This window comes from Pectobacterium aroidearum (assembly GCF_041228105.1).
Taxonomy (GTDB): Bacteria; Pseudomonadota; Gammaproteobacteria; order Enterobacterales; family Enterobacteriaceae; genus Pectobacterium; species Pectobacterium aroidearum.
The window spans coordinates 3,421,550-3,435,706 of sequence record NZ_CP166097.1 but is presented as its reverse complement, the minus strand read 5'-3'; the positions used below and the strand labels follow the sequence as shown (position 1 = coordinate 3,435,706).

Annotated in this window: 14 protein-coding genes; 7 read left to right on the top strand and 7 right to left on the bottom strand. The window is 54.6% G+C overall.

The window, feature by feature from the left end:
* Position 1 precedes the first annotated feature (1 nt).
* Genes AB8809_RS15670 through AB8809_RS15655 form a run of 4 tightly spaced genes read left to right on the top strand, consistent with a single transcriptional unit; the run spans position 2 to position 3,625 of the window.
* The gene (locus tag AB8809_RS15670; protein ID WP_349854871.1) at positions 2-1,291 is read left to right on the top strand and encodes an ABC transporter permease; all 1,290 of its coding nucleotides are present in this window, start codon (positions 2-4) and stop codon (positions 1,289-1,291) included.
* Entirely contained in the window at positions 1,281-2,420 is a 1,140-nt protein-coding gene (locus AB8809_RS15665; RefSeq protein WP_308415876.1) for an FtsX-like permease family protein, read from the top strand. Before AB8809_RS15670 ends, AB8809_RS15665 begins: the two co-directional genes overlap by 11 nt.
* 4 nt (positions 2,421-2,424) lie before the next feature.
* Positions 2,425-3,141: an ABC transporter ATP-binding protein gene (locus AB8809_RS15660; protein ID WP_349854868.1), complete on the top strand. Its 717-nt coding sequence runs from the start codon at positions 2,425-2,427 to the stop codon at positions 3,139-3,141.
* Complete coding sequence (locus AB8809_RS15655) at positions 3,128-3,625, top strand: TlpA disulfide reductase family protein (protein WP_015839663.1); 498 nt, start codon at positions 3,128-3,130, stop codon at positions 3,623-3,625. The genes AB8809_RS15660 and AB8809_RS15655 overlap by 14 nt, the downstream gene beginning before the upstream one ends.
* 35 nt (positions 3,626-3,660) lie before the next feature.
* On the opposite strand, the gene AB8809_RS15650 is transcribed toward AB8809_RS15655, so the two are convergent.
* Together AB8809_RS15650 and AB8809_RS15645 are read right to left on the bottom strand one after the other, a co-directional pair.
* Complete coding sequence (locus tag AB8809_RS15650) at positions 3,661-4,638, bottom strand: DMT family transporter (protein ID WP_180777183.1); 978 nt, start codon at positions 4,636-4,638, stop codon at positions 3,661-3,663.
* 99 nt (positions 4,639-4,737) lie between these two features.
* The gene (locus AB8809_RS15645; protein ID WP_349854865.1) at positions 4,738-5,571 is read right to left on the bottom strand and encodes an AraC family transcriptional regulator; all 834 of its coding nucleotides are present in this window, start codon (positions 5,569-5,571) and stop codon (positions 4,738-4,740) included.
* A 360-nt stretch (positions 5,572-5,931) separates the two neighbouring features.
* Here AB8809_RS15645 and cbl point away from each other — a divergent pair, with 360 nt between their 5' ends.
* Positions 5,932-6,885 carry an HTH-type transcriptional regulator Cbl gene (gene cbl, locus AB8809_RS15640; protein WP_015839666.1) on the top strand — a complete coding sequence of 318 codons (954 nt, stop codon included), beginning with the start codon at positions 5,932-5,934 and terminating at the stop codon, positions 6,883-6,885.
* Here cbl and AB8809_RS15635 read toward each other — a convergent pair.
* Positions 6,873-7,013 carry a hypothetical protein gene (locus tag AB8809_RS15635; protein WP_155116469.1) on the bottom strand — a complete coding sequence of 47 codons (141 nt, stop codon included), beginning with the start codon at positions 7,011-7,013 and terminating at the stop codon, positions 6,873-6,875. The genes cbl and AB8809_RS15635 overlap by 13 nt on opposite strands.
* A gap of 366 nt (positions 7,014-7,379) precedes the next feature.
* Between AB8809_RS15635 and gltP the strand changes: the two genes are divergently transcribed.
* Positions 7,380-8,696 carry a glutamate/aspartate:proton symporter GltP gene (gene gltP / locus AB8809_RS15630; RefSeq protein WP_181847507.1) on the top strand — a complete coding sequence of 439 codons (1,317 nt, stop codon included), beginning with the start codon at positions 7,380-7,382 and terminating at the stop codon, positions 8,694-8,696.
* 75 nt (positions 8,697-8,771) lie between these two features.
* Here gltP and AB8809_RS15625 read toward each other — a convergent pair whose 3' ends face one another.
* The 4 genes from AB8809_RS15625 to AB8809_RS15610 all read right to left on the bottom strand — a co-directional run bounded on the left by AB8809_RS15625 (position 8,772) and on the right by AB8809_RS15610 (position 12,762).
* Positions 8,772-9,875, bottom strand: a complete 1,104-nt coding sequence (locus AB8809_RS15625) for an iron-containing alcohol dehydrogenase family protein (protein ID WP_349854863.1) — start codon at positions 9,873-9,875, stop codon at positions 8,772-8,774.
* A 117-nt stretch (positions 9,876-9,992) separates the two neighbouring features.
* A complete protein-coding gene (locus AB8809_RS15620) occupies positions 9,993-10,859 on the bottom strand; it encodes an ABC transporter permease (protein WP_349854861.1) in 867 nt (288 codons plus the stop codon).
* Positions 10,819-11,685 carry an ABC transporter ATP-binding protein gene (locus AB8809_RS15615; protein WP_015839670.1) on the bottom strand — a complete coding sequence of 289 codons (867 nt, stop codon included), beginning with the start codon at positions 11,683-11,685 and terminating at the stop codon, positions 10,819-10,821. Before AB8809_RS15615 ends, AB8809_RS15620 begins: the two co-directional genes overlap by 41 nt.
* 54 nt (positions 11,686-11,739) lie before the next feature.
* Positions 11,740-12,762: an ABC transporter substrate-binding protein gene (locus AB8809_RS15610; RefSeq protein ID WP_043881904.1), complete on the bottom strand. Its 1,023-nt coding sequence runs from the start codon at positions 12,760-12,762 to the stop codon at positions 11,740-11,742.
* 319 nt (positions 12,763-13,081) lie between these two features.
* Here AB8809_RS15610 and AB8809_RS15605 point away from each other — a divergent pair, with 319 nt between their 5' ends.
* Positions 13,082-14,104, top strand: a complete 1,023-nt coding sequence (locus tag AB8809_RS15605) for a malate/lactate/ureidoglycolate dehydrogenase (RefSeq protein WP_349855481.1) — start codon at positions 13,082-13,084, stop codon at positions 14,102-14,104.
* Positions 14,105-14,157: the final 53 nt, after the last annotated feature.

Here is a 14,157-nt window from a genome sequence, read left to right as displayed (position 1 = left end):
CATGCTGTGGCGACTGTTACGTCAGTCCTGGCGCAGAAATATTCGGCGTAAATCGCTGGCGGTGCTGACCGTATTTTTGGCGGCGGGGTTGATCTCCGCGCTGCTGGCGGTATCCATCGACATCGGCGACAAAATGGCGCGCGAGCTGAAGTCCTACGGTGCGAATATTCTGATTGAGCCCGCGGGGCAAGCGGCGCTGCCTGCGTTGTTTGGCGAACGCAGTAATCCGCTGGAAGGGCAAGACTTCCTTGACGAAGCCGAGTTGCCGAATATCAAAGATATCTTCTGGCGCAATAACATTGTCGGGTTTGCGCCGCTGTTGAGCGGTGATGTTGAGATCAACGGACAGCCGGTTGCGGTGCTGGGCACCTTCTTTTCTCAGCCTGTCTCCGTGCCGGACGAAGAGGACTACCGCACGGGACAAATGACCGTTAGCCCTTACTGGCAGGTGGCCGGACAGTGGCCGCAGGAACCGGTGACGGTGGAAAATGTGGCGCAGACGCTGGTGGGAAAACAGCTGGCGGCGCAAACGGGCTGGAAAGTCGGGGATAAACTCGCGCTGCACGGCGCAAAAGGGGACGCAACGGTAGAGGTGAGCGGCATTCTGAGCAGCGGGGGTGATGAAGAAAGCCGTTTGGTCATGCCGCTGGCAACGGTGCAATCGCTGCTGGGGCTGGCCGGTAAAATTCAGGCGATTCGTGTGTCGGCGCTAACCGTGCCGGAAAACGAACTGTCGCGGCGGGCGCGGGAAAATCTGGAAGCGCTGAATGCCGAAGAGTATGACCTCTGGTACTGCACCGCATATGTCTCTTCGATTGCGCACCAGTTGGAAGAAGCCATTTCTGGCTCGGTGGTGCGTCCCATTTGGCAGGTTGCTGCCTCGGAAGGCGTGGTGATCGACAAGATCCAACTGCTTCTGGCGGTGGTGACCTTCGCGGCACTGGTCGCTTCTGCAATGGGAATTGCCTCGCTGATGACCAGCACGATTATGGAACGTGCCAAAGAGATTGGGCTGATGAAAGCGCTGGGTGCTCGCCAGTGGCAGATCATGCTGCTGTTTTATCTCGAAGCGGCACTGAGCGGGCTGGCCGGTGGGATCGCGGGCTGCGTCGCAGGCTGGGGATTGGCGAAAGCCATTGGCCTGATGCTGTTCGGCGTACCCCTGAGTTTCGCGTGGATCGTGATTCCCTGCGTACTGGTGATCTCGGTGTTAATTGCCATCATCGGAACGTGGTTCCCGGCGCGCCGGATTGCCGGGCTGTATCCGGTGGAGGTGCTGTATGGGCGCTAATAGCTGGATGAACAGTATGTTCTGGCGGCTGGTGTTCCGCGCGCTGCGGTTACGTATGCAACGCGTCAGCGTGGTGTTCGCGGCGCTGATGGTCGGGGCGGCGATTGTGACGGCGATGTCTGCCGTCTATTTCGATATCAACGCCAAGATGAGCCAGGAGCTGCGTACCTTCGGCGCGAATTTTTACATCGGTCCGGCGCGGGGCAATACGATCCCACAGAGTACGTTTCAGCCGATTATCGACAACGCGCCATCTGGCTTGATCAATGCATCCAGCCCTTATCTGTACGGTATGGCGCGTACGGAGCTGGAAAAAGTGGTGCTGATGGGCGTGTGGTTCGAGTCGTTGCGGCAACTGGCGCCGTACTGGCAGGTCACGGGTAACTGGATTGGCGTGAGCTTCGACGATCGTAATGCGATGATCGGGGTGAAGCTGGCGCAGCGGCTGAACGTTAACGTCGGCGACAGCATCACGCTGGTGGGCGACGGCGGGAAACAGCGGCTGCAGATCAAAGGCATCGTAGAATCCGGCGATGCGACGGACAACATGCTGATCGTCAATCTGGAGCTGGCGCAGAAGTGGCTGGATAAAGAAGGCGCGATCAGTAATGCGCTGCTGAGCGTCAGCAACGATCTGGGACAGGTCGATCGCTTCGCCGCCCAACTCCAGCAGCAGTATCCGCAACTGGAGATCCGCCCGATCCTGAAAGTATCGGCGTCGGAAGGCCAGGTGCTGAATAAAATCAAAGGGCTGATGGGACTGGTATCGGCGGTGATCCTCGTATTGTCTTCACTGTGTGTCAACACTACGCTGATGGCGATTGTCGGGGAACGCGCGCGCGAGTTTGCGCTACAGAAAGCGCTGGGCGCGAGCGGACGAGACATTATTCGGCAGATGCTGGCGGAAACCGGCATTATCGCGCTGGCGGCCGTGGTGTGTGGTTCGCTGCTGGGTTATCTGCTGGCACAGGTGCTGGGGATGGCCGTCTTCAACGCAACAATCTCGCTGCGTTTACCGGTATTCCCGCTCACGCTGGGGCTATCATTGCTGGTTGCTGCGGTAGCGGCGGTGGTTCCCACCCGGCGGGCGATTTATGTCGAACCGGCCAAAGTCTTGAAAGGAGAGTAGCTCGATGTCTGTAGAGGTGAATGTGCAGGAAAAGGCACAGGCAGCGGAGGCGGTGATTGAAACTCGCCAGCTCTATAAACGCTTTGGTCAGGTTACCGCGCTGGAGAACATCAATATCCGCATTGCGCGTGGCGAGTTTGTCGCCATCATGGGCGCGTCTGGCTCGGGTAAAACCACGCTGATGAATATTCTTACCTGTCTGGATACGGTGAGCGAAGGACAGGTATTGCTGGATGGTGTCGATGCGGCTGCGCTGGACGAGGAAGGACGGCGTCAATTTCGTGCTGATAAGATTGGGTTGGTCTTTCAGCAGTTCCACCTGATTCCGTTTTTGACCGCGCTGGAGAACGTAATGCTGGCGCAGCATTACCACAGCGTGGTCGATGAAGCGGTGGCACAGCGCGTGCTGGATCAGGTGGGGCTGGCGCATCGCGTGAATCACTTACCGAGCCAGCTTTCCGGTGGTGAACAGCAGCGTGTGTGTATCGCCCGTGCGTTGGTGAACGAGCCTCCTGTGATTTTCGCTGATGAACCAACGGGAAATCTGGACGAAGAGAACGAACAACGCGTGCTGGATCTGCTGAAAGATCTGCACCGGCAGGGGCGTACCATTGTGATGGTGACACACAACCCTGAGCTGGGGCGGTTTGCTGACCGCATTATCCGCCTGCAACACGGCAAGTATTTTGGTGAAGAGGTCAATCATCATGAAATGGCGTAACGGGATTACTGCGTTTTGCCTGCTGGGCGTCGTGGCGCTGAGCGGCTGTAAGGAAGAACAGGTGAGCGTTGGGGCGCAGGCACCGGCACTGGCGGCCTACGATTTAGCTGGCCAGCAGGTGGATCTGTCGCGCTGGCAGGGGAAAAGCGTGTACCTGAATTTCTGGTCATCGGGCTGCGGCGGCTGCATGGTTGAAATGGGCGCGCTGGAGAAGCTGAGTCAGGAGTATGGCGATAAAGTGGTGGTGGTCGCGGTGAACACCGATCCTGACGGCGTGGATATCACGTCAATGCTGGCGCACCATAACGTGACCTATCCGGTGGTGCGCGATCAGTTGGGCATTACCAAAGAGCGTTATCAGGTCAGCGGCACGCCGACCTCATTTATCATTGATGCCAACGGCAAGGTGACCGATCAGCATCAGGGCGCAAGAGATGAAGCGCAACTGACCGCGCTATTCCAGAAGCTGGCAAGCCGGACATAAAGGCCGGCTATTTTCACAGTGTGTCAGGCGTGCGTTTACTCTGTCCGTGAAACCGGCACCGGGACGGCTACCACCACAGGTTCCGGTTTCACCCGCATGGCGTAGATCACGCCGACAATCAGACAACTGATGCCGCAAAGCGTCAGCAGCGGTGGCCAGGATTGCCGGATGATGAAGGCGTAGGCCAGCCCCGCCAGCGTTTCAAACACAATCAATGGCCCTACCAGCACTGTCGGCAGGCGCTGGCTGGCTTCATTCCAGCACAGCGTACCGATCCATGAGCAAAACAGCCCAATCGCAATCATCAGCGGAATAAAAACTTCAGGTCGCGGGCCGAACGGCTGCGTAAAGGTACTGTCCGTTAGCGCCAGATGACCGCATACCAGCAGATAGCCCAGCAGTGCCAGCGGTAGCGTGACCAGCCCTTGCGCTGTAGCCCAGGTGGTCGGCGTATTGTCTTTGTGGTCGCGGAGCCAGCGGGCGTTACGCAGCGGATACCAGGTCCAGCAAATGACCGCGCAAAATGCCATCGCAATGCCGCTGGCATAGCGCCATAAATCGAATTCAACGGTCGTTCCTTTCAGTTCCGCAATGTTAACGCAGACCAGACCGGCCGCAATCAGCAGCAGCGAGGGCAGCAGCCGACGCCAGGCCACGCGGCCATCATGCTTGCTGTACAACACATTGGCGGTAACGGAAATCACCACGGGAAGGGTGCCGATAATCATCGTCGAGATCGGCGCGCCGGTACGCTGGATGGCGCTGGCGAGCAGAAAGTAGTACAGCAAGTTACCGATAACCGTGAGTTTCGTGGCTTCCAGCCAGTCGCGACGGGTTAACTGACGCAGACGACGACGATCGAGCCACGCCAGCGGTAAGGCAATCAGTCCAAAGGCCAGATAGCGTCCGGTGGACTGCAAGGCAGCAGAATAGTCCGGTACGATCAGCGGCCCAACGAAAATCAGCCCCCACATGAGGCCGGCGGCTAGCGCAAATAAAACACCGATTAACATGATAAACCCATTTTTTCACAATAATGCATCGCGCCAGTCTAGGGGGAGTCGGCGGTGAATTATTGTAGGATATTGCTGTTTATTATCCGAGGGAGGAGGTTAACGCCGAACCGGATAAACCTGCTTTTGGTAGCGAATGGGCGTGACGCCATAGCGCTGAGCGAAGGTGCGTGTCAGATGTGCCTGATCGGTTAGCCCGACGGCGATGGCGACATGAGCGGCCGCCATACCGCGCGTCAGCATCTGTTTCGCCTCATACAGCCGAATTGCCATCAGCATCTGGTGTGGCGTGACGTGATACTGAGCTTTGAACTGGCGCAGAAAATGATATGGGCTTAGGGACACCAGCGCCGCCAGATCTTTTAAGGTAACGGGATGAGCGAAGTTCTCCCGCAGGTAGGCTTTCACTACATCAAAGCGGTGCAGCGGTTCAATCATCTGGCGTTGCGCGATGTGCGCATGTGGTCGGAAAAGTTCAATCAACGACAGTAGCAGGCTTTCACTCGTTAATGGGTCGGTTGTCTGCCACATCGCGGCCAGCGTCATCGCCAACTGACGTGCCGTTGCGGGATCGTGGCGCACGACATCGGTAAACCACCAGCCTTTCTCACCGGAGACGTTCTCCAGCACATCGGGCGGGATGTAGATCATGCGATAGCGCCAGCCGTCTTCCGTCGCTGATTCCCCCGTATGCAGTTCATCAGGGTTCATCAACACGAGTGAATCGACAGGTGCAATATGCTTGGCGCCACGGTAGCGGAATTGCTCTGCGCCGTCGTCAATGGTGCCAATACCAAACGCCTCATGCGTGTGTGGTTCAAAGGCATAACGGCAGATGTGCGCGTGATAAAGCTCAATGCCGGGCAGCGTCGGCAAATGCCGGAACTGGGCATAGTCTCTCTCATCGGTAAATTGTTCCGGAACACCCTGCATGTTGTCACCTTGTCTCTCATTCTGATTTCCATCATAGCAGCGATAGCACGTCAGCTTGAAGTCGTGTGGCCTATTTAGCGTGAGCGGAAATGCTGAAAAAGCGGATAAAAACGCCGGGATAAATAGATCAGAAAGGCATAAATCATAGCGAAATGGTTGATTGACGGCGCGCGCGTGACAAAAGTAGCGTTGTCTAACTTTTTGATTTTAAAATTTATGTCTATTTCTTGTTAGGTAAGGCTGTGCGGCAGACATACCGTTAGTATAAAAAAATATAATCAACTCCATTTGCTTATTTGTTCTGGCTCTCATTACTTGCATCAATATTGCTATCTGTAATAAAGGACAAGGGAGTGAAAGGTGAACTTTCAGCAACTGAAGATTATTCGTGAATCAGCACGGTGCAATTACAACCTGACCGAGGTGGCGAATACGCTGTTTACCTCTCAATCCGGCGTGAGCCGCCATATCCGCGAGCTGGAAGAAGAGCTGGGGATTGAAATCTTCATTCGTCGTGGCAAACGCCTGTTAGGTATGACCGAACCGGGAAAAGAGCTGCTGGTGGTGGCGGAGCGCATTCTGAATGACGCCAGCAATATTCGGCGGCTAGCGAATGTTTTCACCAATAACGATACCGGCCAGTTGGTGATCGCGACCACGCATACGCAGGCGCGTTACAGCCTGCCGCCGGTGATTAAAGCCTTCCGTTCTCTGTACCCACAGGTGCGTCTGGTGCTGAATCAGGGCACGCCGGATGAGATCGTGGCGATGCTCCATTCCGGTGAAGCGGATATCGGTATTGCCAGTGAGCAGTTGATTAACGACCCCTCGCTGGCAGCGTTCTCCTACTATCGCTGGCACCATTCCGTCATTGTGCCGGAGGATCACCCGCTGACGCAGGAGCGGGTTATTACGCTAGAGATGCTCAATGCGGAGCCGCTGATTACCTATCGTCAGGGAATTACCGGTCGCTCGCGTTTGGATCGTGCGTTTCAGGCCGTGGGGATGTCACCGGATATTACGCTGAGCGCGCAGGATTCGGATGTGATTAAAACCTATGTTGAGCTGGGGCTCGGCGTCGGGATTGTGGCCGATATGTCGTACGATCCCGCGCGCGATACCGGGTTGGTGCGGTTAAATGCCGAGCATTTGTTTGAAGCGAATACCGTCTGGCTGGGATTAAAAAAGGGTCAGTTACAGCGTAACTATGCCTGGAAATTTATTCAGCTGTGTAATACAGAACTGTCGCTGGATGAGATTAAAGATAAGGTGTTCTCGGATAACGATGAAGCGGTGATTGATTACCAAATCTGAGTAACAGCATCGTTTCCTAACCCGATGCCCAGCCAGCGTTTTTTCTGGTTGGGCTGACATTTTCCTTTCGATTTCGCCGCGATTTCTTGTAGCGCGATGCCTGCCGTTTTCTGGGCTCGATTCAGCATAAATATGGTTTATCGTGCCGACAATCTGCTTGATCTGATCGTGCTGGAATAGTAGCATTCCTGCCATAACAATAACTTATGTCTGTATTTTTGTTAAGTGATACAAATACTTGTGCGTTTTTATTGAATAATTATGTTAACGGTTTTTGTATCATAATAGAAAAATTACCCTAAATCATTCGAGCGGCAGGATAAAACGTGTGCGTTTTGAACCGCGCGTGTGCAGCTTGCAAGATGCGGGATAATCCATCAGACATCCTTCTCAATAGTCAGTCACCTCCACGTTGATTTTTTCGGTTCGCATTGCGCCGGAGTCGCGCTAGCGCCATGTTTGTGATGGCGGGGAGTTTAAAACGGAAAATGACGATGAAAACACAAAAAATCAGCCTTGCCTGGCAAATCCTTATCGCGTTGGTTCTTGGTATTGCACTCGGTGCCGTGCTGCATGAACAACAAGAAAGCCGCCAGTGGCTCATCAGCAATATTCTTAGCCCTGCGGGCGACATCTTTATCCGCCTGATTAAAATGATTGTTGTCCCGATCGTGATCGCCACATTGATTGTCGGGATTGCGGGTGTAGGGGATGCCAAAAAGCTTGGGCGCATCGGCTTCAAAACCATTCTCTATTTTGAAATTATCACGACGGTGGCGATTATCCTGGGCATCACGCTGGCGAACATCTTCCAACCAGGCCACGGCATTGACATGTCGACGCTGACCGCCGTGGATATCTCGCAGTATCAAAAGACCACCGAGCAGGTGCAGAGCGGTTCGCACAGTCTGGTGGGGACGGTGCTGTCGCTGATCCCACCGAATATCTTCGCGGCGATGGCACACGGTGAAATGCTGCCGATTATTTTCTTCTCCGTGCTGTTTGGTTTGGGGCTCTCTTCGTTGCCGAAAGATCACCGTGACCCGCTGCTGAACGTCTTCCGCGGCGTGTCGGAAACGATGTTCAAGGTGACCCACATGATCATGCGCTATGCACCGGTTGGGGTATTTGCGCTGATTTCCGTTACGGTGGCCAACTTCGGTTTTGCGTCGCTGTGGCCGTTGGCCAAGCTGGTTATGCTGGTTTACGCCGCGATTTTCTTCTTCGCGCTGGTGGTGCTCGGCATCGTTGCTCGGCTGTGTAAGCTACGTATTACAATGCTGATCCGCATACTGAAAGATGAACTGATCCTCGCGTACTCTACAGCGAGTTCAGAAACCGTGCTGCCGCGTATCATCGAAAAAATGGAAGCCTATGGCGCGCCGAAGTCGATTACCAGCTTCGTCGTACCGACCGGCTACTCTTTTAACCTCGATGGCTCGACGCTATACCAGAGTATTGCGGCGATCTTCATCGCGCAGCTATACGGCATCGAACTGTCAATTGGGCAGGAAATCGTGCTGGTGTTGACGCTGATGTTGACGTCCAAAGGCATTGCCGGCGTACCGGGTGTGTCATTTGTTGTGCTGCTGGCTACGTTGGGTAGCGTCGGGATTCCGCTGGAAGGTCTGGCATTCATTGCGGGCGTTGACCGTATCCTCGACATGGCGCGTACCGCGCTGAATGTGGTAGGGAATGCGCTGGCGGTGCTGGTCATCGCTAAGTGGGAACACCAGTTTGATGAGAAAAAAGCACAGGCCTACGAGCGCGAAATAAAGGGAATCAGTACGCAGCCTGCCCAGCAGGGATAATGCCGGAAAGAACAAGAGAAACGGGTGCATCGGTTATTCGATGCACCCGTTTCCATTTTGAAGGGTGATTATCAACTAGGCCGCGTGGCTATTGATCACACCCGTTTCTAACGTTTGCGTGCGCCACAGCGCCTGTTGGATTCGTTCGACGTCTGTGGCGAAAGGCAGTCGTGAGGCAATTTTCGGTGCGATTTTCACGTGCTGCGCGATGTTTTCCACTAGCTGTGGGCGTTCGTTCAGACCGAGAGCGCTTAGCGTTATCGGGCTGCCGTAGCGACGCAGTTGGGTGAAGAGTTCTTCGCGGTCGGCATCGTTATCGTGTTCCAGAAAGGCCTGTGCGGCCAGACCAAAACCTACTTTCTCACCATGCAGCCAGTCGTGCAGCTCCGGCAGGCGCGTCATGCTGTTGTGAATGGCATGGGCAACGCCGATGCGTGGCACCTCATCTTTCATACTGTTCGCGACGCCCGCCAGCGCGATAACGGCATCGATCACACGGCGCAGCGTCGGCGTGACCAGACCTTGCTCGTTATCTGCGATGGCCTGTTCGCCATACGTATTAAATGTTTCCACAGCCAGCTTCGCCGCCTGTGCTTTAAGCGCTAATGCCAGCCCGTCATCGCCGTGGCGCAAATAAGGTTGGAATTCATACCACTTCGCCAGCGCATCCACGATACCGGCTTTGAGATAACGCGAAGGGCTGTGAGCGATGATCTCGCTGTCCACCAGTACCCACACCGGTAACCGCGTCAGCGGAAAGGGGCCGTTGTGCGCACCGCTGTCGCTATATATCACGCTGATCGGTGACCAGGCGGCGCAGGTAGCGGCAATGGTGGGGACGGCGACGACGGGCAACTGTCCCACAATGTCGCCGACGGCTTTGGCGACATCCAGCACACGCCCGCCGCCAATGCCTAAAATCAGTTCTGCGTTGAAGGCGCGCGCCTGTGCGGTCAGCGCCTCGATCGCGGGTTTGGTGCAATCACCCGGCAAAAACTCGACCTGATAGCGTAAGCCGTGCTCATTGAGGCTGCGTTCGACAGCATCCGCCGTCGTTTTCCATGCCTGTGGACTGGTAATAATCAGTATGGTGTTGGCGTAGGGAGCCGCATAGTCACCGACAGAACGAATGACGCCGTCACGATTCAGATAGGTTTGTGGCGCTTGTATTGCAATCATGTTCGCGATCTCTCATCTCTGTGGGAAAAGACAAATCAGTTGTAACAGCGATATCGAGCGCCGCAAAAGAACAATTCTGGTTATCAATGGCTAGATTTCGCATAACCAGAATGACGTTTAGCGCTGCATTCCCCAGCGTTTCACCGTGACCTTTTCGATGGTGGAAAACACCAGCCCTTCAACCAGCAGCCCGATGATGATGACGGACGCCAGCCCGGCGAAAACACGGTCAGTATAAAGTTCATTACGGTTCTGGAAGATGTACCAGCCCAAACCGCCATTGCCGCTGGATGCGCCGAAGACCAGTTCAGCGGCGATCAGGGTACGCCAGGCAAATGCCCAGCCGATCTTCAGACCGGAGAGAATCGACGGCAGCGCAGCAGGGATCAGGATGGCATTGATATAGCGAAAGCCTGTCAGGCCGTAGTTGCGACCCGCCATACGCAGTGTTTCCGAAACGCAGAGAAAGCCGGAATAGGTATTCAACGCCATCGGCCACATCACGGAGTGGACGAGAACGAAGACCAGACTCTTTTCTCCCAGTCCAAACCACAGCAGCGCTAGCGGCAGTAACGCAATCGCAGGGAGCGGGTTGAACATGGAGGTTAGGGTGCCTAAGAGATCGCGTCCGAAACGGGTGGATACCGCCAATGCGCTGAGGGCCAGTGCCAGCAGGCTGCCAATGACATAGCCTTTTAGCAATGTGCCGAGGGAAACCACCATCTTATGCGGCAGTTCGCCGCTGGCGAGATCGTCACGAAATGCCTGAAAGGTTTGCAGGAAACCCGGCAACATCAGATCGTTGTTTTGCCAGCGTGCGGCGAACTCCCACAGCAATAGCAGCCCTGCCAACAGCACCAGCTTGCGAATCCAGGTCTGATTCCACAGGCGCGTGGTCAGCGGCAGAGGCTGGGTCAGTGTGAAGTCTTTCAGCGGTGCCAGTTCACGCTGATACTCGGGCCGCACGGGGGGCTGTATGCTCATAAGATTTACCTTGCGTAGAGGTGACGGGTGAAGGCACGTCAGTATCAGTTGGAAAAAGAAGATGGTGAATACGCTGTGCGGTGGTTTGAAAAGCTTCACTGCCCTGGTCGCTTAGCGCGAACTGATGGCAGTTGATTTCCGCTCGCACACGACCCGGGTGGGGGGAGAGCAGCAAGACCCGGCTGCCGACGATCAGCGCTTCTTCAATCGAGTGAGTGACAAACAGCAGCGTGAAGCGCACCTCTTCCCACAGCGCCAGCAGTTCTTCCTGCATTTTGCGTCGGGTCAGCGCATCCAGCGCGGCGAATGGCTCATCCATGAGCAGCACTTTCGGCTGCATGGTCAGCGCCCGCGCGATGGCGACGCGTTGCTTCATTCCACCGGATAACGTATGCGGATAGGCATCGGCAAATTTCGCCAGCCCGACCTTATCGAGAAAATAACGCGCGCGTTCCTCGGCTTCGGCTCGTGTTGCCTGACGGCTGGCAACCAGCGGAAACAGCGTATTTTCCAGCACAGTTTTCCACGGCGGCAGCTGATCAAATTCCTGAAAGACCATGATGCGATCCGGGCCCGGACGTGTGACTGGTTGACCCTCAAGGCGGATTTCGCCGTCTACCGGAGACAAAAAACCGCCGATAGATTTGAGCAGGCTGGATTTACCACAGCCTGAAGGCCCTAAGAGTACAAAGCGCTCGGCGGGAAAGACGTCGAAACTCACATCATGGGTGGCGCGAACCAAACTGCGACGGGTTCGGTATTCCAGTCCGACGCCATCAACCTGCAACAGCGGCTGGGCGACGGTATCGTGGGAGTGGTGTGTCATATTGTTCTCCTGCGTAGCGACGATATGCTTGTCGAATGGGGTCATGCTGACCGCTTAGCTACCCGGTTGGTCGTGGATTTCAGCAAAGAAATAGTCCTTCCAGGAGGCGGCTTTGTTTTTCAGCACGCCAAGCTGTTGCAACTTTTCGGCATAAACGTAGGTGCGTTCTGGCGTGATAGTGAAATCGATTTCGGGATCGGCGACGATACGTTTGACCAGTTCAGGATCCAGCTTCGATTTTTCTACTCGAATATAGGTTTCTGCCGCCGCGACTTTATCTGCTTTGATAATCTGGGACGCTTCTTTCAGCGCCTCATAGAAGGCGCGGTAGGTTTTCGGATTTTCATCATGGAATTTCTGCGTGGTGTAGAGCACGTTGAACGTTGCCTGACCGCCCAGTACGTCATAAGAGCTTAGGATCTTGTGCACATTGGCATGTTCCAGCGCCTGATATTGGAACGGTGGGCTGGAAAAGTGTGCATTGATTTCGGAACCCCCTGCGATCAGCGCCGCGCTGGCATCGGGATGCGGTAGGCTGACAGAAATCTTATCGAAACGTTTGAAATCTTCCGCGCCATAGAGCTTCGCGGTTTCGATTTGCAGCGTGCGAGACTGAAAACCTACACCTGCCGCAGGCACGGCGATACGGTCTTTATCGCTCAGATCTCGGATAGATTTCACTGCTGGGTTATTACTGAGTAAATAGTTGGGCATCGAACCGAGCGAGGCGATTGCTTTCACATTCTGGCGGCCCTGTGTGCGATCCCATACGGTCAGCATTGGAGGAACCCCGGCGGAGGCCACATCCAGCGCGCCGGATAGCAGTGCTTCGTTAATCGCCGTCGCACCAGAAAGTGTGCGCCAGTCTACCTTGATATCCAGGCCCTGCTGCTTACCGTGCTTCTCTATCAGGTTCTGGTCGCGCACCACATCCAGAATCAGGTAGCCAATGCCAAACTGTTGCGCAATGCTGATGCTGCCTTCCGCACTGGCGCCAAAGGCCGTTAGCGTCAGGCCGATCAGGGCAGCAAGGCGTGTGAAACGTGTCGATTTTTTCGCGGGGAGTGAGTGATTCATCATTGTTGTCTCATTTTTAATAGTAATTGAATCGGCAATAAAGCAGCTCAGAGCCATCATTTATTCTTTCAATAAAGAATACGTAATAAGGGATGTGTGAAAGAAGGCATCCTATTTTCTTGGCGTGTCGCTGATAAAGTGTTTTTTGGAATAAGTTAGAAGAAAGGCGATTTTAATTGGTGATGAATAAGAGAAAACAAGTAAATAACCGCCTTAGCTAAATATTCGCTATAGATAGTCTTATTTGTCAGTTATGGATAAAAATCTGCGCGTTATAGTGGCGACAATGTTAATTATCATTCTTTATACCGAGAAAAATATGCCTGTCTTTACTCATCATTATTTACGCGATTATTTACGTGACCGCCTGACAGAGAATGATGTCGATGCATCAATTGCAGGAACGGTGGCGGATAATCTCGTTGAATCCAGCCTGAAAGGGCATGACTCGCACGGCGTCAGTATGTTGCCGCGCTATATCGACGCCATTCGGGAAGGTGGGCTTGCGCCTCACGCACTGGCGGAGAAAACGCTGGATTTCGGTCCGCTCATTTCGTTTGACGGGCAGCAGGGCTTCGGGCAGGTGGTCGCGAAGCAGGCACTGACGGAAGGCATTGCGCGTGCGCAAACGCACGGTCTGGCGGTGGTAAGTTTAGCCAACGCACACCATTTGGGGCGTATCGGCGCGTGGGCGGAACAGGCCGCAGAAGCCGGGTTGGTATCGCTGCATTTCGCCAACGTGTATACCAAACCAGTGGTGCTGCCGTGGCAGGGGCAGCAGGCGCGCTTCGGGACGAACCCGTTCTGTGCAGGGATTCCGGTTGAACAGGACGATCCGGTGATTCTGGATTTTGCTACCAGCGTGATTGCAGGTAATAAAGCGCGTATCGCCTGGAACGAGGGCAAGTCGGTCGCGCCCGGCTGTATCGTCGATAACGAAGGTAACCCGACGGTCGATCCTCGCTGGCTGATGGAACAACCCTTGGGCGCGCTGTTGCCGTTTGGCGAGCATAAAGGATCGGGGCTCTCGCTGGTTTGCTCTTTACTGGGTGCGGCGCTGACCGGTGGGAAAACCGAGCGCACGGCGAAAGGCGAGGGCAAGCAGATTATTAACAGTATGCTGTCGATTTTAATCGATCCGCAGAAATTAGGCGGTGCGGCCACCTATCAGCAGGAAATACCTGCGTTATTAGAATGGGTGCGCCAATCCCGCGATGATAATGAATTATTACTGCCGGGCGATAAAGAAAAACAAACCTATCGCCAGCGGCAGGAGAACGGTATTTTTGTCGATGATGTCAGTTGGGGACAACTCTCTTATTTAAATAAAAAAGTGGCCTGATGTATTAATTAATTATTTATTAACTTATTTAACTGATTTTTTATTTAACTCCA